Annotated in this window: 21 protein-coding genes; 14 read left to right on the top strand and 7 right to left on the bottom strand. The window is 62.0% G+C overall.

The features are described from left to right. Positions 1 to 4: 4 nt before the first annotated feature. Both ACF8E5_RS05050 and ACF8E5_RS05045 read right to left on the bottom strand, forming a co-directional pair. Positions 5 to 406 (bottom strand): hypothetical protein, encoded by a 402-nt coding sequence (locus tag ACF8E5_RS05050; RefSeq protein WP_078478754.1) that lies wholly within the window; start codon positions 404 to 406, stop codon positions 5 to 7. A 48-nt stretch (positions 407 to 454) separates the two neighbouring features. Then, positions 455 to 748, bottom strand: a complete 294-nt coding sequence (locus ACF8E5_RS05045) for a DUF1330 domain-containing protein (protein ID WP_078478755.1) — start codon at positions 746 to 748, stop codon at positions 455 to 457. 75 nt (positions 749 to 823) lie between these two features. Between ACF8E5_RS05045 and ribBA the strand changes: the two genes are divergently transcribed. The 7 genes from ribBA to ACF8E5_RS05010 all read left to right on the top strand — a co-directional run bounded on the left by ribBA (position 824) and on the right by ACF8E5_RS05010 (position 8,720). After that, entirely contained in the window at positions 824 to 1,942 is a 1,119-nt protein-coding gene (ribBA, locus tag ACF8E5_RS05040) for a bifunctional 3,4-dihydroxy-2-butanone-4-phosphate synthase/GTP cyclohydrolase II (protein WP_058637326.1), read from the top strand. A 185-nt stretch (positions 1,943 to 2,127) separates the two neighbouring features. Next, a complete protein-coding gene (locus ACF8E5_RS05035; protein WP_392474973.1) occupies positions 2,128 to 3,153 on the top strand; it encodes an ABC transporter substrate-binding protein in 1,026 nt (341 codons plus the stop codon). Further along, positions 3,150 to 4,067, top strand: a complete 918-nt coding sequence (locus ACF8E5_RS05030; protein WP_058603884.1) for an ABC transporter permease — start codon at positions 3,150 to 3,152, stop codon at positions 4,065 to 4,067. Before ACF8E5_RS05035 ends, ACF8E5_RS05030 begins: the two co-directional genes overlap by 4 nt. A 5-nt stretch (positions 4,068 to 4,072) precedes the next feature. Then, positions 4,073 to 4,882 (top strand): ABC transporter permease, encoded by an 810-nt coding sequence (locus ACF8E5_RS05025; RefSeq protein ID WP_023536057.1) that lies wholly within the window; start codon positions 4,073 to 4,075, stop codon positions 4,880 to 4,882. Positions 4,883 to 4,900: 18 nt separating this feature from the next. Continuing rightward, complete coding sequence (locus tag ACF8E5_RS05020; RefSeq protein ID WP_078478758.1) at positions 4,901 to 6,049, top strand: ABC transporter ATP-binding protein; 1,149 nt, start codon at positions 4,901 to 4,903, stop codon at positions 6,047 to 6,049. 130 nt (positions 6,050 to 6,179) lie between these two features. After that, on the top strand, positions 6,180 to 7,487 hold the full coding sequence (locus ACF8E5_RS05015; RefSeq protein WP_058637329.1) for a substrate-binding domain-containing protein: 1,308 nt from the start codon (positions 6,180 to 6,182) through the stop codon (positions 7,485 to 7,487). Between the two features lie 198 nt (positions 7,488 to 7,685). Continuing rightward, the gene (locus ACF8E5_RS05010) at positions 7,686 to 8,720 is read left to right on the top strand and encodes a TerC family protein (RefSeq protein WP_058637330.1); all 1,035 of its coding nucleotides are present in this window, start codon (positions 7,686 to 7,688) and stop codon (positions 8,718 to 8,720) included. Here the strand turns inward: ACF8E5_RS05010 and ACF8E5_RS05005 are convergent. Continuing rightward, entirely contained in the window at positions 8,671 to 9,003 is a 333-nt protein-coding gene (locus ACF8E5_RS05005; protein ID WP_078478760.1) for a hypothetical protein, read from the bottom strand. The genes ACF8E5_RS05010 and ACF8E5_RS05005 overlap by 50 nt on opposite strands. After that, the gene (locus ACF8E5_RS05000; RefSeq protein ID WP_058603880.1) at positions 9,003 to 9,371 is read right to left on the bottom strand and encodes a histone-like nucleoid-structuring protein, MvaT/MvaU family; all 369 of its coding nucleotides are present in this window, start codon (positions 9,369 to 9,371) and stop codon (positions 9,003 to 9,005) included. Before ACF8E5_RS05000 ends, ACF8E5_RS05005 begins: the two co-directional genes overlap by 1 nt. 177 nt (positions 9,372 to 9,548) lie before the next feature. Here ACF8E5_RS05000 and ACF8E5_RS04995 point away from each other — a divergent pair, with 177 nt between their 5' ends. Continuing rightward, the gene (locus tag ACF8E5_RS04995; RefSeq protein ID WP_392474972.1) at positions 9,549 to 10,346 is read left to right on the top strand and encodes an OBAP family protein; all 798 of its coding nucleotides are present in this window, start codon (positions 9,549 to 9,551) and stop codon (positions 10,344 to 10,346) included. A 23-nt stretch (positions 10,347 to 10,369) separates the two neighbouring features. Here ACF8E5_RS04995 and ACF8E5_RS04990 read toward each other — a convergent pair whose 3' ends face one another. Then, complete coding sequence (locus ACF8E5_RS04990; RefSeq protein ID WP_078478761.1) at positions 10,370 to 11,599, bottom strand: acyl-CoA dehydrogenase; 1,230 nt, start codon at positions 11,597 to 11,599, stop codon at positions 10,370 to 10,372. A 140-nt stretch (positions 11,600 to 11,739) separates the two neighbouring features. Here ACF8E5_RS04990 and ACF8E5_RS04985 point away from each other — a divergent pair, with 140 nt between their 5' ends. Together ACF8E5_RS04985 and ACF8E5_RS04980 are read left to right on the top strand one after the other, a co-directional pair. Next, a complete protein-coding gene (locus ACF8E5_RS04985; protein WP_058637333.1) occupies positions 11,740 to 12,666 on the top strand; it encodes a LysR family transcriptional regulator in 927 nt (308 codons plus the stop codon). Positions 12,667 to 12,839: 173 nt separating this feature from the next. Next, positions 12,840 to 13,994: a cysteine desulfurase family protein gene (locus ACF8E5_RS04980; RefSeq protein ID WP_058637334.1), complete on the top strand. Its 1,155-nt coding sequence runs from the start codon at positions 12,840 to 12,842 to the stop codon at positions 13,992 to 13,994. Between the two features lie 22 nt (positions 13,995 to 14,016). On the opposite strand, the gene nfsB is transcribed toward ACF8E5_RS04980, so the two are convergent. After that, positions 14,017 to 14,670: an oxygen-insensitive NAD(P)H nitroreductase gene (nfsB, locus tag ACF8E5_RS04975; protein ID WP_058637335.1), complete on the bottom strand. Its 654-nt coding sequence runs from the start codon at positions 14,668 to 14,670 to the stop codon at positions 14,017 to 14,019. 102 nt (positions 14,671 to 14,772) lie between these two features. On the opposite strand from nfsB, the gene ACF8E5_RS04970 reads away from it, so the two are divergent. Genes ACF8E5_RS04970 through ACF8E5_RS04960 form a run of 3 tightly spaced genes read left to right on the top strand, consistent with a single transcriptional unit; the run spans position 14,773 to position 17,225 of the window. After that, entirely contained in the window at positions 14,773 to 15,714 is a 942-nt protein-coding gene (locus ACF8E5_RS04970; RefSeq protein ID WP_145255289.1) for a LysR family transcriptional regulator, read from the top strand. Positions 15,715 to 15,759: 45 nt separating this feature from the next. Continuing rightward, entirely contained in the window at positions 15,760 to 16,590 is an 831-nt protein-coding gene (locus tag ACF8E5_RS04965; protein WP_145255292.1) for an AraC family transcriptional regulator, read from the top strand. Positions 16,591 to 16,640: 50 nt separating this feature from the next. Beyond that, complete coding sequence (locus ACF8E5_RS04960) at positions 16,641 to 17,225, top strand: LysE family translocator (RefSeq protein ID WP_058603872.1); 585 nt, start codon at positions 16,641 to 16,643, stop codon at positions 17,223 to 17,225. A 27-nt stretch (positions 17,226 to 17,252) separates the two neighbouring features. Here the strand turns inward: ACF8E5_RS04960 and ACF8E5_RS04955 are convergent, their stop codons facing one another. Continuing rightward, positions 17,253 to 18,452 (bottom strand): sugar transporter, encoded by a 1,200-nt coding sequence (locus tag ACF8E5_RS04955; RefSeq protein WP_392474971.1) that lies wholly within the window; start codon positions 18,450 to 18,452, stop codon positions 17,253 to 17,255. 198 nt (positions 18,453 to 18,650) lie between these two features. Here ACF8E5_RS04955 and ACF8E5_RS04950 point away from each other — a divergent pair, with 198 nt between their 5' ends. Next, complete coding sequence (locus ACF8E5_RS04950; protein ID WP_058637340.1) at positions 18,651 to 19,967, top strand: hypothetical protein; 1,317 nt, start codon at positions 18,651 to 18,653, stop codon at positions 19,965 to 19,967. Positions 19,968 to 20,000 lie beyond the last annotated feature (33 nt).

Below are 20,000 nucleotides of genomic sequence, written 5' to 3'. Positions count from 1 at the left end.
TCGGTCAGGTATCGCGCAGCAGATCGTGGGTATCGAGCAGGCGGAAGGCAACCTGCGGATTTCGTTCGAGCCCCTTGCGAATGGCCGCCGGTATGGCCTGGCGCGTCTTGCGGCACAACCCAGGCTGATCGTCCAGTTCGATGACGATCCCGCGCATGGTGCGCACTTCATGGTGGCCCGGTGCGATATGCAGCCGGATGCCCAGGTTGTCATACAGCCGGCGTTGCAGGCGATAGAGGTCCTCGATGTCCTGAAGGTTCTCCAGGCGTTCGAGCAGGCGCTTTTCTTCCTGCCGGGTGAGCAGCAGGATGCGCCGGGCCGGCTCGCACTCGGTGGCCAGCTGATCGCGACCGCAAATGCAGGCACCGGGCGGGCAAGGTTGGCGCAACGGGACAGGGATGGTCATTGCCCAAGCATAGCCAGAATTGCGGCGCCTGCTCCAGGCCCGTTGGCATCAGGGCGCGACGCCCTCGACGATGATCACCTCGGCGCACGCCGCACCTTGGCGCAGGCCGCAGGCTTGCTGGTAAAGGTCGGAGCGATAGCAGGCCACGGCCTGGTCATAGGAGTCGAATTCGATGACCACGCTGCGTTGCGGCGTAGGCCGCCCTTCCATGGCCTCACTGCGCCCGCCCCTGGCCAGAAAGCGCCCGCCGTAGGCCTGGAAGGCCGCCGGAGCACGCTGTGTGTACTGCTGATAGTGGACCGGGTCGGTCACGTCCACATGGGCAATCCAGTAGGCTTTCATTCGCTTGTCTCCTGCGCTGGGCATTTGTGTATGATGGTATACCATAAACAATTAATCTCAGCACGAGCACCTGACATGCCTTTCAATACCATCGATGAAATTCTCCAGGATTATCGGCAAGGCAAGATGGTCTTGCTGGTGGACGACGAAGATCGGGAGAACGAAGGCGACCTGCTGATCGCCGCCCAATACTGCGACGCGCAAGCCATTAATTTCATGGCCAAGCAAGCCCGTGGCCTGATCTGCCTGACGCTGACGGATGAGCATTGCCAGCGCCTAGGCCTGGAACAGATGGTTCCGGCCAACGGCAGCATGTTCAGCACCGCCTTCACCGTCTCGATCGAGGCTGCGACCGGTGTCACCACGGGCATTTCCGCCGCCGATCGCGCACGCACCGTGGCAGCTGCCATGGCCGCTGACGCTTGCCCGGAGGACCTGGTACAGCCTGGGCATATTTTCCCGTTGCGCGCTCGCGAAGGCGGTGTCCTTACCCGTGCAGGGCACACAGAGGCCGGCTGCGACCTGGCCCGCCTGGCAGGCTTGAGCCCGGCGTCGGTCATTGTCGAGGTGCTCAACGACGACGGCACCATGGCACGTCGGCCTGAACTTGAGGCCTTTGCGGCCCGCCACGGCATCAAGATCGGCACCATTGCCGACCTCATCCATTACCGGCTGAGCACTGAGCAGACCGTCAAGCGTATCGGAGAGCGTGAGCTGCCCACGGTGCATGGCACCTTCCGCCTGGTCACCTATGAAGACCGTATCGACGGCGGCGTGCACATGGCCATGGTCATGGGCCAATTGCGCCGTGAAACGCCTACGCTGGTGAGGGTGCACGTGATCGATCCGCTACGCGACCTGGTCGGCGCCGAGTGGGCGGGCCCGGCCAACTGGACGTTGTGGGCGGCATTGCAGAAAGTGGCTGAGCAAGGAACAGGCGTGGTCGTGATCCTGGCCAACCACGAGTCCTCCCAGGCGCTGCTCGAGCGTGTGCCCCACTTGACCCAACCCCAGCGCCCCTACCAGCGCGGGCAGTCGAAGGTGTACTCGGAGGTCGGCACCGGTGCGCAGATTCTTCAAGACCTGGGCGTGGGCAAGCTTCGCCACCTGGGTCCGCCCTTGAAATATGCAGGCTTGGCGGGCTACGAACTGGAAGTGGTGCAAAACATACCCTTCGAGCCAATGACCGGCTGATTGCAGCGCCTGCATGGCCATCAACCAAATGATGGCCGGTAGCCTGCTGCTACTTGCGAAAAGTTTGGAATACCATAATATGACATTCCGTAGACCTTGAATGTGTAACCGCTGCTCCCCGAATACTGTTGGCGGGCGCACCACAAGCCCTGCCTCGAATAACAAAAAGCAACGAGGGCGTAATCATGCTGTTGAGCAAACGTGTAACCGCAGTGCTGTCGGCCAGCCTCCTGACACTGGCCTGCCAGGCCACCCAGGCGGCTGAAAGCCTGAACTTCGTAAGCTGGGGCGGAACGACCCAGGATGCTCAGAAGCAAGCGTGGGCAGCCCCGTTCAGTAAGGCCACCGGCATCAAGGTGGTGCAGGACGGCCCGACCGACTACGGCAAGCTCAAGGCGATGGTCGAAAGCGGCAACGTGCAGTGGGACGTGGTCGACGTCGAGGCTGACTTCGCCCTGCGCGCCGCCAGCGAAGGCCTGCTCGAGCCCCTGGACTTTTCCCAGATCCAGCGCGACAAGATCGACCCGCGCTTCGTTTCCGATCATGGCGTGGGTTCGTTCTTCTTCTCCTTCGTGCTCGGCTACAACGAAGGCAAGCTCGGGGCCAGCAAGCCAACCGACTGGACCGCACTGTTCGACACCAAGACCTACCCCGGCAAGCGCGCCCTCTACAAATGGCCAAGCCCAGGCGTACTGGAACTGGCGCTGCTGGCCGATGGCGTGGCGCCCGACAAGCTCTACCCGCTGAACCTGGATCGCGCCTTCAAGAAGCTCGACACCATCAAGCAAGACATCGTCTGGTGGGGCGGCGGCGCGCAGTCGCAACAACTGCTGGCCTCGGGTGAAGCCTCCCTCGGCCAGTTCTGGAATGGCCGCGTCTACGCCCTGCAGCAAGACGGCGCCCCTGTAGGGGTGAGCTGGAAGCAGAACCTGGTCATGGCCGATTTCCTGGTCGTTCCCAAAGGCGCCAAGAACAAGGATGCGGCGATGAAGTTCCTGGCCAACGCCAGCAGCGCCGAAGGCCAAGCCGAATTCGCCAACAAGACGGCCTACGCCCCGGTCAACACCGACAGCGTCGCCAAGCTGGACAAGGCCCTGGCCCCGAACCTGCCGACCGCCTATGCGCAGGATCAGGTTACCCTGGACTTTGCCTACTGGGCCAAGAACGGCCAGGCCATCGCGGCCCGCTGGAATGAGTGGCTGGTCAAATGAAAGTCGCGATCAATGCCCTGCATAACGCCCAAGGTGCCCCTTCGGGCACCGGTGCTCCCGGAGCCAGGCCACGGCGCGCCTCCCTGAGCCAGCGCTGGAAGGGCAGCCGCAACCTGCTGCCAGCCTTGCTGTTCCTGGGCCTGTTTTTCTTCGCACCGTTGGTTGGCCTGTTATTGCGCGGCGTGCTCGAGCCTACGCCCGGCCTTGGCAACTATGAACAGCTGTTCGCCAACTCGGCCTATGCCCGGGTCTTGTTCAACACCTTTTCGGTGGCAGGGCTGGTCACGCTGATCAGCGTACTGCTGGGTTTTCCGCTGGCCTGGGTGATCACGCTGGTACCCAAGGGCTGGGGCCGGTGGCTGCTTAACATCGTCCTGCTGTCGATGTGGACCAGCCTGCTGGCGCGCACCTACTCCTGGCTGGTGCTGCTGCAAAGCTCGGGGGTCATCAACAAAATGCTGATGGCCATGGGCATCATCGACAGCCCACTTGAGATGGTGCACAACCTCACAGGCGTGGTGATCGGCATGAGCTACATCATGATCCCGTTCATCGTGCTACCGCTGCAGGCAACCATGCATGCCATCGACCCGATGGTGCTGCAGGCAGGCTCGGTGTGCGGTGCCAGCCCGTGGACCAACTTCTGGAAGGTGTTCCTGCCGCTGTGCCGGTCGGGGCTGTTCTCCGGGGCGTTGATGGTGTTCGTCATGTCGTTGGGGTACTACGTCACCCCGGCGTTGCTGGGCGGGGCGCAGAACATGATGCTGCCTGAATTCATCATCCAGCAGGTGCAGTCGTTCCTCAATTGGGGCCTGGCCAGCGCGGCGGCTGCCTTGTTGGTGGTCATCACCCTGGTGCTGTTCTACCTGTACCTGAAGCTGCAGCCGGAATCCCCGGTTGGCACTGCGAGGTAAACCACATGCTCTTGTCTCCCAATGCCATGGGCCGGCCGCTTCGCACCGGCCTGTACCTGACCACCGGTGTAATTGCCGCCTTCCTCTTGCTGCCGGTGGTCTTCATCGTGCTGCTGTCGTTCGGTTCGTCCCAATGGCTGGTGTTTCCACCGCCCGGCTGGACGTTCAAATGGTATGGGCAGTTCTTTTCCAACCCTGAGTGGATGGACGCAGCCCTGGCCAGCCTCAAAGTTGCCGTGCTCACCACCGTTGCGGCAGTGCTGCTGGGCCTGCCCACGGCCTTCGCCCTGGTGCGCGGGCGCTTCCCGGGGCGCGAGCTGCTGTACGGCCTGTTCACCATGCCGATGATCGTGCCCTTGGTGATCATCGCCGTAGCGGTGTACGCCCTGTTCCTCAAGCTGGGCTACACCGGGACCTTGTTCGCCTTCGTGGTGAGCCACGTGATCGTCGCCCTGCCCTTCACCATCATCTCCATCATCAATTCCCTGAAGCTGTTCGACCAGTCGATCGAGGACGCCGCCGTCATCTGCGGTGCCTCGCGCCTGCAGGCCATCTTCAAGGTGACCTTCCCGGCCATCCGGCCTGGGATGATCGCCGGCGGGTTGTTCGCGTTTCTGGTGTCCTGGGATGAAGTGGTGCTGAGCGTGATGATGGCCAGCCCCGACCTGCAGACACTGCCGGTAAAAATGTGGACCACCCTGCGCCAGGACCTCAGCCCGGTGATCGCCGTGGCATCGACCTTGCTGATCGGTCTGTCGCTGCTTGTGATGTTCCTTGCCGCCGCCCTGCGCCGGCGTGCCGAAACCAACGCCTGAGCGCGCGGAGATTAACCCATGAGTGCAGTGATCCAAGACAACGCGCGTGGCAAGGCCCTGGTCAGCCTGCGCGGCCTGAACAAGCATTACGGCGACTTCACCGCCGTGGACAACCTGGACCTGGATATTCAGGAAGGCGAATTTCTGACCTTCCTGGGTTCCAGCGGCTCCGGCAAGTCCACCACCTTGTCGATGCTGGCTGGCTTCGAGACTCCCAGCAGCGGCCAGATACTCGTTGAGGGCCAGTCGCTGGTCAACGTGCCGCCGCACAAGCGCGACATCGGCATGGTGTTTCAGCGCTATTCGCTGTTTCCGCACCTGAACGTGCGCGACAATATTGGCTTTCCCCTGGCCATTCGCAAGCTGGGTACGGTTGAAACACGCAAGCGTGTCGATGCCATGCTCAAGCTGGTGCAACTGGAGCCTTTCGCTCACCGCAAGCCCTCGCAGATGTCCGGCGGACAACAGCAACGCGTGGCCATTGCCAGGGCGCTGGTCTACGAGCCGCGTATCCTGCTGATGGACGAGCCGCTGGGTGCCTTGGACAAGAAGCTGCGTGAAGACCTGCAGGATGAACTGCGCCAGTTGCACCGGCGTCTTGGCATTACCATCGTCTACGTCACCCATGATCAGGAAGAGGCCATGCGCCTGTCCCAGCGCATCGCGATCTTCAGCCATGGCAAAATCGTGGGCCTTGGCAGTGGCTACGACCTTTACCAGAACCCGCCCAACGCGTTTGTGGCCTCGTTCCTGGGCAACTCCAACTTCCTGCGCATCAAGGCCAACAGCAATGGCGCAGGCAGCTTCGAAGGCCAAAGCGTCGCCATTCGCCTGACCCCAGGCCTGGGCCAAGATCAGGATGCCCTGATCATGGTGCGGCCTGAGAAAGCCCTTGCCCTGACTGCACAGCAAGCTGCCGAGCAACCGTTGCCTGCCGGCTGGAACGAAGTCAGCGCCAAGGTCGGCGAGGTGTTGTTCCTCGGTGAAAGCCAAACCTGTCATGTGGTCACCGCAGGCGGTACCTCGTTGACGGTCAAGGCTTTGTCGGCGGCAGGCATGCCGATGCAGCCGGGCGACACCGTCAAGGTACGCTGGGCGGTGGCCGATGCGTGTATCTATACCCAGTGGGCAGAAAGTGACCTGAGCAAATCGGCCGGCGCTCACTGATCCAGGCGCCGCTGATCGTCCGTGCGCAAGTGCCTGCGCACGGCCGCCTGGCGACGTTGCCGCCTTGTCATCACACCATCACGCCACTGCCTTACGCTGCGGCCATTCCCACCGTGAAGGCCCAATCAGCATGGCCCGCCTGCTCGTCTTCCTGTTGACCGTGCTGCCGATGATGGCCTGGGCCGAGCCCGTGCACCTGCGCATCCAAGGCTCCAACACCCTGGGGAGTGCCCTGCTACCGGCGTTGGTACGGGCGCAGCTGCGCGCCGAGCACGCTACCCAGGTGCAAGTCCACAGCGGTAAGGCGGACAACGAGTCAGTGATCGCGGCGACCCGCGCTGACGGTGTAGACATTCAGGTCGATATCGCGGCGCATGGCTCAAGCACGGGCTTTGATGCCTTGGCTCGGGGCGAGGCTGACCTGATCGCCGCCTCTCGCCCGATAAGTGACAGCGAAGCACGGCAGTTGCAGGCATTTGGCGACTTGCGCTCCCCTGCAGCTGAACATGTCATCGGGCTGGACGGTGTCGCCATCCTCGTCAATCCCGCCAACCCCTTGTCTGAGTTGTCCCTGGATCAAATTGCGCAGGTTTTCAGCGGGCAGGTACGGCGCTGGGAGCAACTCGGGGTGGCCGGTGGCGACATCCACCTGTACGCCAGGGACGAGCGCTCCGGGACGTTCGAAACGTTCAGGTCACGGGTCCTGGCGCCTAAGCAGGTCAACCTGGCGCCGACAGCCAGGCGTTTTGAAGCCGGCGATCGTCTGGCCGCCCAAGTAGCAGTCGATCGCCAGGCCATCGGGTTTACCGGGCTTTCGACCCTCCACGGGACCAAGGTACTGGCAGTGGCCGATGGCACCGCTGCGGCGCTGCTGCCCGAACGCGCCTTGGTGGCCAGTGAGGTCTATCCGCTGTCACGCCGCCTGTTCCTGTATCTGCCCACTCCCCCAAGCCCTCAGGCCGCTGCATTGATCGACTTCATCCAGAGCCCCGCCGGTCAGGCTATCGTGGCCGAGCAAGGCTTTGTGTCACAGCAGATCGTGGCCCAGCGCGTGGCGCCTGTTGCGAACATGCCTGCCCAGTATCGGGCGCTGGCAGAGCACGCTCAGCGGTTGAGCGTGAACTTGCGCTTTCAACCGGGCAGTGCCGCCCTGGACAGCAAGGCTACCCAGGATGTGCAGCGGGTCATCGAGTACCTGAACCAGGCCGGCAAGCCGCACCGCAAGGCCGTACTGGTGGGCTTCGGCGACCCCAAGGACACACCGGGGCGCGCTGCCCTGCTCTCGCGCCTGCGCGGCGAGGCGGTACGCCAGGCACTGGCGCGCGGGGGTATCGAGGTGCTGGAAGTGGCGGGGTTAGGTGACCAGATGCCGGTGGCGGGTAACGAGATGGAGCAGGGCCGCTTGCGCAACCGTCGCGTCGAGGTCTGGGTCTATTGAGGCTTGCCGCACGGCGTCAAGACTGGAGGGGTCAGCGCATCCCAAGCCCTTCGCAAAAAAATGTAACAGCTGCTCATTCGGCGTGCCCCGCAAACGGATCTACGCTCAAGCCTAAGTGATACCGGGCCCCTCTGACGGTTGCCAGCCGCCATGTCGGATCACTGTTGCCACGCAACGTCGACCGATCAGGAGGGGCTCATGACAGCTCTGCACACCTTTCTCACAACACCTTTTCTCGGCACCAGCGCTTGGCTGTGGCTGGTTTTTGTCGCCATCGTCGTCGGCTTGCTGGTGCTCGACCTGGGCGTGCTGCATCGCCATGACCGCGAAATCGAAATGCGCGAAAGCCTGCTGCTGTATTCAGGCTACTTCGGCTTCGGCGTGCTGTTCGGCGTCGGTGTTTGGTACTACCTGGGCGCGCAACCGGCACTGGAGTTCTATACGGGGTTTCTCGTCGAGCAGTCGTTGTCGATGGATAACGTCTTCGTGATGGCGATGATCTTCAGCTATTTCGCCGTTCCCCGACGCTATCAGCACCGCGTGTTGTTCTGGGGGATTCTCGGCGTGGTGGTGTTGCGCGCGATCATGATTGGCGTCGGCGCGGCCTTGGTGCAGAACTTTGCCTGGGTACTTTATCTCTTCGGCGCCTTCCTGCTTTTTACCGGCGTGAAAATGGCGCTATCCAGGGAAGACAGTCAGCCGGACCTGGCCAACAATCCGATTCTGAAGTTTGTAAGGCGGCACATGCGGGTAACCGATCAAATCCACGGCTCGAAGTTTTTCGTGCACGTTACTCCCAGTGGGGAAAGCAATGCCGTGCGCCACGCTACGCCGCTGTTTCTTGCGCTTGTTTTGATTGAACTGGCTGACCTCGTATTTGCCGTGGACAGCGTCCCGGCGATATTCGCCATCACCCAGGACCCTTTCATCGTCTACACATCCAATATCTTTGCCATCTTGGGCCTGCGTTCACTGTACTTTGCCTTGTCGGCACTGATGCACCGTTTCGTGTACTTGAAGTATGCGCTGGCGCTCGTGCTGATCTTCATCGGCTGCAAGATCTTCTACCACGGCATGGTGGGCAAGGTGCCCGCCCTATTGTCGCTGGGCGTCACGTTCGGGCTGTTGCTGGGCGGTGTGCTGGTGTCGCTGATAAAAACCCGCGGTCAAGCCAAGGCCCCGGTTACTGAGCCGGATCAAGCGATTGAAACCACTCGGCATAAGGAGTATTGACCGCCATGCGCCGGTTGAAGTCCGGGCTCCCGTCGCCCCACCAGACGGGGCCACGCTCCCCCAGCGCGACCTTTGCCGCCTGAACCTGGGCACGGGCGCGAGCAAGCTGATCAGGTTCGTCGTTGGCCTTTGCGTCCTTTACCGCTCTGCGCGCGTCCATCAGGGCATGCACCCAGTGCTGACGCAGAGCGTCGGACAGGGAGGGATCGGTGCAGCGCCACAAGCGCCCCCGGACAACGAAATAGCGGCCGTCCGGGGTAGTGGGATAACGTTGGGTGGGCATTACTTGGCCAGCCAGTTTTCCACTTCATCAGCGCCGTGTTCGGCCTTCCATGCCTTGAGCTTGGTGTGATTGCCACCTTTGGTCTCAATGACTTCACCGGTGTGTGGGTTCTTGTACTGCTTGACCTGCCGAGCACGACGTGGCGCTTTCTGGGCCGCAGCAGGCGCAGCGGGCCGTTGACCGTTTTTCGGGTCGAGCAGGTTGACGATATCGCGCAAACTGTATTCGTACTTGGCCAGCAGATTTCGCAGTTTGGTTTCAAACTCGATTTCTTTTTGCAGCTCAGGGCTACCTTTCATGGCTTCCAGCTCTGCAAGTTGGGCAGCCAATTTCTGTTCCAGTTGACGAAACTCTGCAAGACGAGACATGGGGACGTTTCCTTTTCAGTACGACGGGCAATGAAACTTCAGTAACTTGTTAGTGCAGTCGAACATAGGCTTGGTTCAACCGGCTTGACTAACTAGACAGCATTACCGTCTGTCCGTCAAAGAAAATGTTAGTGCCCGGCAAGCGGTCTGTTGCGCACACCCTGCGGAGACTCAATCATGCCCAACCCTTCCCTTGGCCTTCTTGGCCTATGTTTGGCCAGCGCCCTGCTCGCGGGTTGCTCAGGGGCCAAAACCGCATCGCCTGTGCAAACACCCGGCGCCCCAATAAAGCCCGGCACGCAATGGCTTGAAAAAGGCGCGGCGCTGTTACAGGCCAAACCACCTATTGACGCACTGAATGCCTACCTGGATGGTTTTCACTTCTATAACGGCCATCCGGATATTCAAATGGAAGCGCATCATTACTGTGCGATCCTCAACGAAGACGTCATTCAGTGCGTGATCTACGATGGCAGCACGGCCACGGCCAAAATCATGGGCGTGGAGTACATCATCGATCAGAAGTTGTTCGCCCGGTTACCCGCCAAGGAAAAAGCGCTGTGGCACAGCCACGGGTTTGAAGTGTCCTCTGGCCAGTTGGTGGCGCCCGGTATCCCTGCGCCTGCCGAACATGCCTTGATGAAACGCCTGGCCACCACCTACGGCAAGACGTGGCATACCTGGCATACCGACCAGGACAAGTCACTGCCGATGGGCGTGCCGCAACTGATGATGGGCTTCACTGCGGACGGTCAGGCAGACCCGACGATGGTCGAGCAGCGCAACCGTCGCCTGAGCATCGATACCGCCCAGACGCGCAAGCAGCGCGCTGATATTGACATTCCTACGCCCGACACTGACGCCGACAGTTGGCAGAAAGGCGTCATCATTCAGTTGGATGACCCGACTGGCGCGCATTTGCACAAACCTGCCACCACTACGCCTGCCGATACCAACAGCCGCTCGGCCCATTGAGCCTGGCGGCATGAATCCAGCAATCAGCGTTGGGCCGCTGAGCCTGACGCAGGCAGATACCTGCCGATTTCGTACTTGCCGATCGCTGCCCGGTGCACTTCATCGGGCCCGTCGGCCAGGCGCAGGGTGCGCTGCATGGCGTACATGTAGGCTAACGGAAAATCAGCGCTCACCCCCGCACCACCGTGCAACTGGATCGCCCGATCGATTACGCGCAGCGCAACATTCGGTGCTACCACCTTGATCTGGGCGATCTCGCTGCGGGCCACCTTGTTGCCCACGGTGTCCATCATATAGGCCGCTTTGAGCGTGAGCAGGCGTGCCATGTCGATGTCCATGCGCGAATCGGCAATCTTGTCGACGTTCCCGCCCAGCCGCGCCAGTGGCTGACCGAACGCAGTCCGGGCAACCGCGCGCTTGCACATCAGCTCCAGGGCCCGTTCGGCCATGCCGATGGACCGCATGCAATGGTGGATGCGTCCAGGCCCCAATCGGCCTTGGGCGATCTCGAACCCCCTGCCCTCTCCTAGCAGCACGTTCTCCAACGGCACCCGCACGTTTTCGAACACCACCTCGGCATGGCCATGGGGGGCGTCGTCGTAGCCAAATACCGGCAGAGGTCTGAGCACCCTCACACCGGGTGTATCCATCGGCACCAGAACCATCGAGTGTTGTTGGTGCCGCGGGCCTTTCGGGTTGGACAGGCCCATGAAGATCAGAACCTTGCACCGCGGGTCACATGCGCCGGAGGTCCACCACTTGCGGCCGTTGATGACCCATTGGTCCCCTTCGCGCACTGCTGTAGCCGCCATGTTGGTGGCATCCGAAGACGCCACATCGGGCTCGGTCATGGCGAATGCCGAGCGGATTTCACCCCGCAACAAAGGCTCCAGCCACTGCTGCTTCTGCGCGGCCGTACCGTAGCGCACCAGCACTTCCATGTTTCCTGTGTCCGGTGCCGAGCAGTTGAACGGCTCCGGGCCCAACAATGAACGGCCCATGATCTCGGCCAGTGGGGCGTACTCCAGGTTGGTCAGCCCTGCGCCGTATTCGGATTCAGGCAGAAAGAGGTTCCACAAGCCCTCCTCGCGTGCCTTGATTTTCAGCGATTCCATGATGGCGGTAGGCTGCCAACGATCGCCTTCGGCAACTTGGCGTTCGAATACGGACTCGGCTGGATAGACGTAGGCATCCATGAAGGCAGTCACGCGCTCGCGCAGCGCTTGCACCTTGGGCGAATAGGCGAAATCCATTGGCGGGTTCCTTCAGGGTCGAATGACATTAGGGCAAGCCTAGGGCAGGCGCTGGTCATCCACCTAGTCTATTTTCGGCGTGTATTAACATTCATAACCGATATATGATCGGCCGATAATTCCAAGAACGAGCGGCGCTCATGAATCTCAGCAAGGTCGATCTCAACCTGTTCATCGTCTTCGATGCGATCTACACCGAAGCCAACCTCACCCGTGCCGGGCAGATCGTCGGCATCACCCAGCCTGCCGTGTCCAATGCATTGTCCAGGCTGCGTGAAACCTTCAACGACCCGCTGTTCGTACGGACCGCCCAGGGCATGGTGCCAACACCCATGGCGCAGAACATCATCGGCTCGGTCCGCAGCGCGCTGGCATTGCTACGCACCTCGGTGCAGGAAAGCCGGACGTTCAACCCCCTGCAAGCGAGCAAGACGTTTCGCATCAGCATGACCGACCTGACCGAGGCTGTGATCCTGCCGCCGCTGTTCCAACGCCTGCGTCGCCTGGCGCCTGGGGTGCTGATCGAGAGTTTCCTGTGCAAGCGCCGGGAAACCACCAAGGAGCTTGCCGCAGGGCGACTGGACTTCGCCATCGACGCCCCCCTCAACACCGACCCTCAAGTGCGGCACATCAAGTTGATGCAGGACCGCTACGTCTGCGCCCTGCGCCAAGGTCACCCGCTGGCCGACAGGGCATTGAGCCTGGATGGGTACCTTGGCATGACCCACATCCACATTTCCAGCCGCCGCAACGGGCTGGGTTATGTGGACCTTGCGCTGGGAAAGATGGGCGTGCAGCGCAAGGTGGCCCTGCGCTCACAGCATTACCTGATGGCCTCGCAAGTACTGCAGCAAACCGACATGGTGATGACCGTGCCAGAGCGTTTCGCCCGCCGTCATCAGTTGTGCTACAAGCCCCTGCCTGTGGAGGTGCCGGCGTTGGAGACGCACCTGTACTGGCATGAAAGCACTGACCAGGACCCAGCGAACCGCTGGATGCGCGAGCAGATTACCGAGTTGTGCGAGCGGGTAGTCAGCGAAGAGGAACGGACTCTCAATGGTCAATGAGAAAAGACCGTCTGAGTGTCGAGATAAGGGTGAGAATATTTTTTTCGTTATGCCCGATCCGGAGAATGCTTTTGCAAAATGGTCTTAAAACGCCCTGATTTAGAGCAAAAGTCTCTTCGTGACGCAGTTAATCTTGTTCAGGCACCCTCGCTCTCTTGCCAATGGACCTGCTTATGTCTGACGCCCCTCTCTACTTCGATTACGCTGCCACTACCCCGGTCGACGATCGAGTGATCCAGACCATGCTTGGATGCCTCGGTCGGCATGCCCATTTTGGTAACCCGGCCTCGAGCGGGCATATCTATGGCAGGGCAGCGCGCGATGCAGTCGAACTGGCCCGTGAGCAGGTGGCCGAACGCGTGGGGGCGCCGCCGGCGTCACTGGTATGGACATCCGGGGCTACCGAGTCCAACAACCTGGCGCTCAAAGGCGTCGCGCAGGGACTGGGCCAGCCTGGGCATTTGCTTACCAGTCAGCTAGAGCACAAAGCCGTTCTGGACACCGCAGCCGAACTGGAGCGCCAAGGCTGGGCGGTGACCCGACTGCAACCTGATCCATCAGGCCTGATCCATCCGGCCATGGTTCAGGACGCGCTGCGTGCCGATACGCGCCTGGTGTCGCTGATGGCGGTGAATAATGAATTGGGCACAGTCACCGACATCGCTGCCATCGGCGAGCGGGTGCGGGCGCACGGCGCCGTGTTCCACGTGGACGCAGCTCAGGCGGTAGGCAAGCTGGCCATCGACCTGGCTAGCCTGCCCGTTGACCTGATGTCCTTTTCCGCCCACAAGGTGTATGGCCCCAAAGGCATCGGTGCGCTGTTCGTTGGCCCGCGCGCGCGCGCCGGCATGCGTGCCCAACTGCATGGGGGGGGTCATGAGCAAGGCTTGCGCTCCGGTACCCTGGCCACGCATCAGATCGCGGGCATGGGCAGCGCGTTTGCCCTGGCCGGCCAACCAGGCGATGGCGAGTACCAGCGCTTGGCGCAGCTGGCCAAGCGCCTGCGCGAGGGCCTATTGGCCCTGCCCGGCATCACGCTCAACGGCTGCGCTACCCAGCGCGTGCCGCATACCCTGAACCTGTGTATCGATCAGGCAAGGTTTAACAGCGCGGCGCTCGCCACACAACTGGCGCTGTCGACCACCTCGGCCTGCAATTCAGCGAACAATGCGGCATCCCACGTCCTGCTGGCGCTGGGGTTGGACGAGCGCCGTGCCCGTAACAGCATTCGCCTGAGCGTTGGCAGGTTCACCACCGAGGCGCAAGTCGACAAGGCCATTGCGGTATTGGCCTCGGCACTGACCACGGCCAGCGCTGCACTCTGGTGAACCACGCCAGCCGGGCATGCCTTTACAGGAAGGTGAATACCTTGGATGCCGGGAGCCGCGATTTGCTTAACCCGGCATTGAAGTCGGTTTCACTGCGATAGCCCAGGCTCAGCAGCACTACGCTGGTGAAGCCTTGTTCGCGCAAGCCAAGCTCGGCATCCAGGCGCTGGCTATCGAAGCCTTCGATGGGGGTAGCGTCCAGGCCCAGGGCAGCGGCGCCCAGCAAGGCTGTACCCAAGGCAAGATAGGTTTGCTTTTCCATCCAATGCTGCAGGTCCTTGCGCTCGTAACGATGCAGGTCGGCGTAGTGGCGTCGGCTGTTGTCCTGCGCCGCCTTGGCCTGCTCATCGCGAAAACGCCCGTCGAGTGACTCCTGGGCGAGCACGGCCTCCAGGTGCGCCTGGGTCATGTCGGTGCGCGTGCAAAAAACGATGACATGGGAAGCATCGCGCAATTTGGGCGAATTGTAGGCGTAGTCGGTGTCGGTACTGATGGTCAGGCGGGCTTTGGCAGCTTCGCTCTGGGCAACGACGAAATGCCAGGGCTGGGAATTCACCGAAGATGGGCTGTGACGCAATTGCTCGAGCAAGGCATCGACCGTGGCTTGGGGAATTTGACGCGATGCATCGTAGGCTTTGGTGGTGTAGCGGCGCTTGGCCAGCGAGACGGTATCCATGGGCAATTCCGGACGTCGAGAGAAAAGGAATGCCCATGGTATCTTTCCTGCCACAAATAAAAACCGGCACAATCGAGCAACACTTTCACCTCTGGAGTGACAATGTTGCGTCTTGCCGACCTCGAACTGTTCGTGCGCAGCAGCGCGCTGGGCAGCTTCACCGCAGCTGCCATCGAAGCGAACCTGTTGCCCGGCCAGGTGGCGGCCGCCATCAAGCGGCTGGAGCGTGATCTGGACGTACGCCTGTTCGTTCGCACTACCCGCAGCCTGCGCCTGACTGCCGAGGGCGAGCGCTACCTGCCGACTGCCGTGAACGTGCTGGAAAGCCTGCGTCGCGGGCATGACGATTTGCATGGCAATACCACCGCCCTGCGCGGCACCTTACAGGTTTCAGCACCCTCGGACCTGGGCCGCAACATGCTGCTGCCCTGGCTCAGCGCGTTTCGCCGGGCGCACCCGGCCTTGCACCTGCGGTTCATGCTGTCCGACCAGATTGCCGACCTGAACCGTGATCCGGTGGACGTTGCCGTGCGTTACGGCCTGAACCAGGACGCCAACTACATCGCCCTCCCCCTGGCCGACTGGAACCAGCGCGTCCTGGTCGCCTCCCCCGATTACCTGGCCCGCCACGGCCGACCGCAGACGCCCGAGGCACTGCATGCCCATGACTGCTTGTTGTACATGCAGCACGGTCGGGTGTACGACAAGTGGCAACTTGGCCAACGCACGGTGCACGTGAAAGGGCCACTGATCAGTGATGACGCCGATGTGATTCGCCGCCTAGCGGTACTTGGCGAGGGAATCGTCTACAAGTCGTGGCTGGATGTCAGTGATGACCTCGCCTGCGGCAGGCTGGAAATCGTCCTGCCTCAATGGCCGGGCGAGCCGACACCTGTCACGCTGGTATGCCCGCACCGCAAGCAGCTCACCCCCGCCGTCACGCAACTGCACCAGTGGCTGCGCCAGCGGTTCGATGCACTGCAGCCGGCAGCCAGGCTCGGCAGTTGCACAAATCTTCCAGACACCTGTAGCCGAGGGCGCTAGGCTTCTTGTACAGCCTAAGCATCAGCATGCACACAGCGAGCCCCCATGAGTAACTGGATCGACCTCAAGCAGGACGCCGAGACCGGCATCGAGTCGATCCGCGCCCATTTCGTCGGTCATGCCTACGACCCCCATTGGCACGAGAGCTTTCTGGTAGGCGTCACCGAGCAAGGGGTCCAGCAATTCAATTGCCGGCGGGTCAGGCACCATAGTGTGCCGGGGCAAGTCTTCATGCTTGAACCTGGGGACCTGCACGACGGGCTCGCGCCCACTGAAGAAGGTTTTACCTACTCCACGCTCTACCTGGAGCCGGACTGGCTGGAGCAGCAGTTGCGCCTGCTATTCGAACAGGCGCCGCGTGATGCCTTGCCCCGTTTCGCCGACACGCTGACCCAGGACCTGCAGCTTGGCCAAGCCACCGCGTTTGCCTTCAATGCCCTGCATGCACACGAACTGCTCATCGTAAGGCAGTCAGCCATCGACGCCTTGCTCGCCTGCCTCACACGCCACCTGCACTGGCGCAAGCGAGTCGATCCAGACCCGCGCTTGCCGCTCACGGCGCAACGGGCCCGCGATTATCTGCATGACAACCTCGCACGGGATGTTGGCCTCCAAGAGCTGGCGACTGCCTGTGGCATCGACCGTTACCGCTTGACCAGAGCCTTCAAGGCAGCATTCGGGCTCGCCCCGCATGCGTACCTCATCCAGCTGCGCCTGGCCAGGGCCCGGCGTTTGCTTGCCAGCGGGGCCAGCCCTTCAGACGTAGCTGTCACCTTGGGCTTTGCCGATCAGAGCCACCTGGGCCGCTGGTTTCGGCGGGCCTATCAGCTCACCCCGGCATACTACCGCAAGCGCTGCTCAATCCTTCCAGACTGAGGCGATGCAAATGGCGAGCATTGGGGCTGACACCAAAGGAGCCCTAGCACATGACGCATTCTTTTCTGCCATTCGTTGCATTTGCCCTGGTTGCCAGCATCAGCCCAGGACCGACCAATCTGCTTATCCTTGCCCAAGGCGCCCGACATGGCCTGCGCAGCACGCTGGTGCCCATCCTGGCGGCATGCCTGGCCGCTGCGGCCACTGTGTTGCTGGTTGGCATGGGGCTGGGTCAATGGTTGACGCGCCACCCACAAGCCCAGCATCTGATGATGTGGGCCGGAGTGTTGTGGTTGAGCTGGCTGGCCTGGCAACTGCTGCGCAGCACTGGCGTTACCGGCGCGCCAGCCCAGGCGCGGGTGTTCACGGCAGTGGACGCGGCAACGCTGCAGGTGATCAACCCCAAGGTGTGGCTGATGGCCGTGTCCGTAATCGGCGTGTTTGCCGCGCCAGGCCTGGCGGTGTGGCAACTGGCACTGGTGTTCCTGGTGATCGCACTGCCGTGCATGACGCTGTGGGCGGTGCTGGGCGCAGGCAGTGCGGCCTGGCTGCAAACGCCACGCCGCCTGCGCGTGTTCAACCAGGCCCTGGGCGGCCTGCTCTTGCTCTCAGCGTGGGCTGCGGTATTGAGCTGAGCAGCCTTGTTGCTCGCAAAGACAGAATCAATGGGTCAGCGCATCGCGAAAGCGGCGGGTACTGCCCACTGCCAGCAACAAGCCAACCACTGCCACGCTGCCCCCGACCAGGCCGATAGTGGCCACGCCCAGGTAGCTGCTGACGATACTGCCCAGCAACGCACCACCGCCGATGCCGATGTTGTAGATGCCGGAAAACAACGCCATGGCCACATCCGTGGCGTCGGAGGCCAGCTTCAAGGTGCGTGACTGCAATGACAGGCTGAAGCTCAAGATCGCCACGCCCCAGCACATGCTCAGCACGGCGAACGCATGGAAGCTGCCGGACAATGGCAAGAGCAGCAGCAAGCAGACTGCCAGCATGCCGATCGAGCCCACCAGAAAACCTTGGGGAAAACGGTCGCTGTAGCGGCTGAACAGGAACGAGCCGACCACACCTGCGCCGCCAAACAACAGCAAGACCAACGTGGTGCGCTCACCGCTGATCTGCGCGACATGCAGGGCGAACGGCTCGATATAGCTGTAGGCGGTAAACTGCGCCGTGATCACCAGCGTCACCAGCAGGTAGGTGATGACCAGCGCAGGCCGCTTGAACAGTATCGGCAGGCTGCGCAACGATCCCGAGTTCTGGCTCGGCAACAACGGCAGCGACTTCATCAGGCACAGCATGGTCGCCAGCGCCACCCCAGCGATGCTCAGGAAGGTGACGCGCCACCCCAGTGCCTCGCCCACCACGCGCCCCAGGGGGATGCCAAGCACCATCGCCAGCGTCGTGCCGGTGGCCAACAGGCCCAGCGCCTTGGCCTGCTGCCCAGGGGGCGCGACGCGCACCGCAAGCGAGGCAGTAATGGCCCAGAACACGGCATGCGCCAAGGCTATGCCGATACGGCTGAACAGCAGCATCGCAAAACTCTGCGACAGCCAGGACAGCAGATGGCTGACGATGAACACCAGAAACACGAACAACAGCAGGCGCCGCCGCTCGATGTTGCGTGTCATCAACATCATCGGCAGTGACGCCAATGCCACGACCCAGGCATAAATGGTCAGCATCAGCCCCACTTGCGCGGTGGTCATGTCGAAGCTGCGGCCAATGTCGCTGAGCAGCGCCACCGGCACGAACTCGGTGGTGTTGAAGATGAAGGCAGCCAACGCCAGAGCGATGACGCTCAGCCAGCTGCCGCCGCCTACTGTGGGCGGCAAGTGGTCAGGTAAGGGTCCGTTCATGGCGTGAAACCGGTTCTCCACAGGCAAGGCAAGACCACGCACGTCCGGCCCCGGCAAGGAGCAGTATGAGCGTGTGTCTTATTAAAATTGGGGACGCAGGCATGGTACGCGTCATGCTCGGGCCTCACAACCGCCGTACCGAAGGCGTACCATGCGCAATCTCGGATACTGGCGCACATCAAGGAGTTCCACCCACTCATGGACAAGCAGCATCCCCAGCAGCAATGGCAGCAGGCCGTTATCACCTACGCCCAGGCGGTCAACGACTATGTCGCACAAGGCAGTGCGCACGGCTGGGAGCAGCTCGAAGAACCCCGGCACCCTGCCACCGAACACTTGCTGGACGCCTGGCGCGCCGCCTTGCGCAAGGTCAACCAGCCGACCGTCGAGGAGCACCAGCGCCAGGCATTTCGCCAGGCTTGGCCGCCAGCCCATGCGCCCTTGTTGCCCCTGCTCGACACCCATGGTCAGGGTATCGCCACGTTGCTGCTGCTCGATGACGGGAGCCTGCTCGCACGGATCGGCATGCCCCACGAGAAAGGCCAGGTGGTGCGTATCGATGGTTATACCGTGACACCCATCATCGGCGTCGAGCATTTCGGCCGTTGCCCGGCTCGACGCTTCTTCGCCCTGGCCAACGCCGAGGGTGTGCGCGTGACCGATGGATGGGGCGGCCCACAGGTGCGGCGGCTGGCGTGGCCTACCGGTTTGGAGGGGTTGCCCAAAGGCTATCCGTTCGAGCCTTTCGACCTGCCCCCCATTGCGACTGCATTGATACCCTTCCCCGATGGGCAACAGGTGCTGCTGATCAGCGACGAGGGCATTTTCGTGCTCTCTGAGCAGGGCGCGAGCCGGCTGCTGCCGCGCCAGGAGCAGGTCGAGCAAGCGCTGGCAGAGGGCACGGACCCCGATGACATCATCCTGGGCCTGAGCATGGCCCATGGCGCTGTATCGCCCGACGGGCAATGGGTCGTGGTAGGCGAGCAAGCCAACCGACACCAGGTGCTGGACCGTCAGTTAACGCCTGTTGCCAGTATCGGACCGGCCAGCGAATACCCGCACTACGCCTTGTTCAACCGTACCGGGGACCAGTTGCTGCTCAATGCCTGTCACTTCTACAGCGGTGCGTCGCTGGCCGTCAGGGTGAGCGACCTGGAGGGCCTGGATACGGATTACTACAGCCAGGACCCCCGCACGCCGGTGGTGCAGGAAGGCGCACGGATCTACGCAGGCGTGGCGCGCCAGGACGAGTACATCGTCGGCGATGCCTATGGTTATTTACGGGCTTTTGGGGAAGACGGTGGCGAACGCTGGCAGCACTATCTAGGTTCTACCATCAGCGCAATGGACATCAGCGAGGATGGTCGAACCCTCGTTGCCGCAAGCCATGCGGGGTTCATCTCGGTGATCGCGCTCGACAGTGGCCGACCTGATTGGCAGATCGGTACAGGCCCGCATGGCGAGGTCCGCCGCTGGCTGTTCTGGAAAGGTGGGGACAAGCCGCTGGCCTGGTAAGGCCAGCAACAGGACCTGCACCGTTTGATCCCG

It is taken from the genome of Pseudomonas sp. WSY_20 (genome assembly GCF_043104335.1).
In the GTDB taxonomy this organism is placed as follows: Bacteria; Pseudomonadota; Gammaproteobacteria; order Pseudomonadales; family Pseudomonadaceae; genus Aquipseudomonas; species Aquipseudomonas parafulva_B.
This window is presented reverse-complemented; position numbering and strand designations above follow the sequence as displayed.

What these genes read in the sequence shown, in the direction of transcription:
- ACF8E5_RS05020 (WP_078478758.1), top strand. Translation starts at nt 4,901, where the DNA reads ATGAGTGCAGTGATCCAAGACAACGCGCGTGGCAAGGCCCTGGTCAGC.
- ACF8E5_RS04990 (WP_078478761.1), bottom strand. Translation starts at nt 11,599, where the DNA reads ATGGATTTCGCCTATTCGCCCAAGGTGCAAGCGCTGCGCGAGCGCGTG.
- ACF8E5_RS05045 (WP_078478755.1), bottom strand. Translation starts at nt 748, where the DNA reads ATGAAAGCCTACTGGATTGCCCATGTGGACGTGACCGACCCGGTCCAC.
- ACF8E5_RS04970 (WP_145255289.1), top strand. Translation starts at nt 14,773, where the DNA reads ATGTTGCGTCTTGCCGACCTCGAACTGTTCGTGCGCAGCAGCGCGCTG.
- ACF8E5_RS05035 (WP_392474973.1), top strand. Translation starts at nt 2,128, where the DNA reads ATGCTGTTGAGCAAACGTGTAACCGCAGTGCTGTCGGCCAGCCTCCTG.
- ribBA (WP_058637326.1), top strand. Translation starts at nt 824, where the DNA reads ATGCCTTTCAATACCATCGATGAAATTCTCCAGGATTATCGGCAAGGC.
- ACF8E5_RS04980 (WP_058637334.1), top strand. Translation starts at nt 12,840, where the DNA reads ATGTCTGACGCCCCTCTCTACTTCGATTACGCTGCCACTACCCCGGTC.
- ACF8E5_RS04955 (WP_392474971.1), bottom strand. Translation starts at nt 18,452, where the DNA reads ATGAACGGACCCTTACCTGACCACTTGCCGCCCACAGTAGGCGGCGGC.
- ACF8E5_RS05015 (WP_058637329.1), top strand. Translation starts at nt 6,180, where the DNA reads ATGGCCCGCCTGCTCGTCTTCCTGTTGACCGTGCTGCCGATGATGGCC.
- ACF8E5_RS04985 (WP_058637333.1), top strand. Translation starts at nt 11,740, where the DNA reads ATGAATCTCAGCAAGGTCGATCTCAACCTGTTCATCGTCTTCGATGCG.
- ACF8E5_RS05005 (WP_078478760.1), bottom strand. Translation starts at nt 9,003, where the DNA reads ATGCCCACCCAACGTTATCCCACTACCCCGGACGGCCGCTATTTCGTT.
- ACF8E5_RS05025 (WP_023536057.1), top strand. Translation starts at nt 4,073, where the DNA reads ATGCTCTTGTCTCCCAATGCCATGGGCCGGCCGCTTCGCACCGGCCTG.
- ACF8E5_RS04950 (WP_058637340.1), top strand. Translation starts at nt 18,651, where the DNA reads ATGGACAAGCAGCATCCCCAGCAGCAATGGCAGCAGGCCGTTATCACC.
- ACF8E5_RS04960 (WP_058603872.1), top strand. Translation starts at nt 16,641, where the DNA reads ATGACGCATTCTTTTCTGCCATTCGTTGCATTTGCCCTGGTTGCCAGC.
- ACF8E5_RS05010 (WP_058637330.1), top strand. Translation starts at nt 7,686, where the DNA reads ATGACAGCTCTGCACACCTTTCTCACAACACCTTTTCTCGGCACCAGC.
- nfsB (WP_058637335.1), bottom strand. Translation starts at nt 14,670, where the DNA reads ATGGATACCGTCTCGCTGGCCAAGCGCCGCTACACCACCAAAGCCTAC.
- ACF8E5_RS04965 (WP_145255292.1), top strand. Translation starts at nt 15,760, where the DNA reads ATGAGTAACTGGATCGACCTCAAGCAGGACGCCGAGACCGGCATCGAG.
- ACF8E5_RS05030 (WP_058603884.1), top strand. Translation starts at nt 3,150, where the DNA reads ATGAAAGTCGCGATCAATGCCCTGCATAACGCCCAAGGTGCCCCTTCG.
- ACF8E5_RS05000 (WP_058603880.1), bottom strand. Translation starts at nt 9,371, where the DNA reads ATGTCTCGTCTTGCAGAGTTTCGTCAACTGGAACAGAAATTGGCTGCC.
- ACF8E5_RS04995 (WP_392474972.1), top strand. Translation starts at nt 9,549, where the DNA reads ATGCCCAACCCTTCCCTTGGCCTTCTTGGCCTATGTTTGGCCAGCGCC.
- ACF8E5_RS05050 (WP_078478754.1), bottom strand. Translation starts at nt 406, where the DNA reads ATGACCATCCCTGTCCCGTTGCGCCAACCTTGCCCGCCCGGTGCCTGC.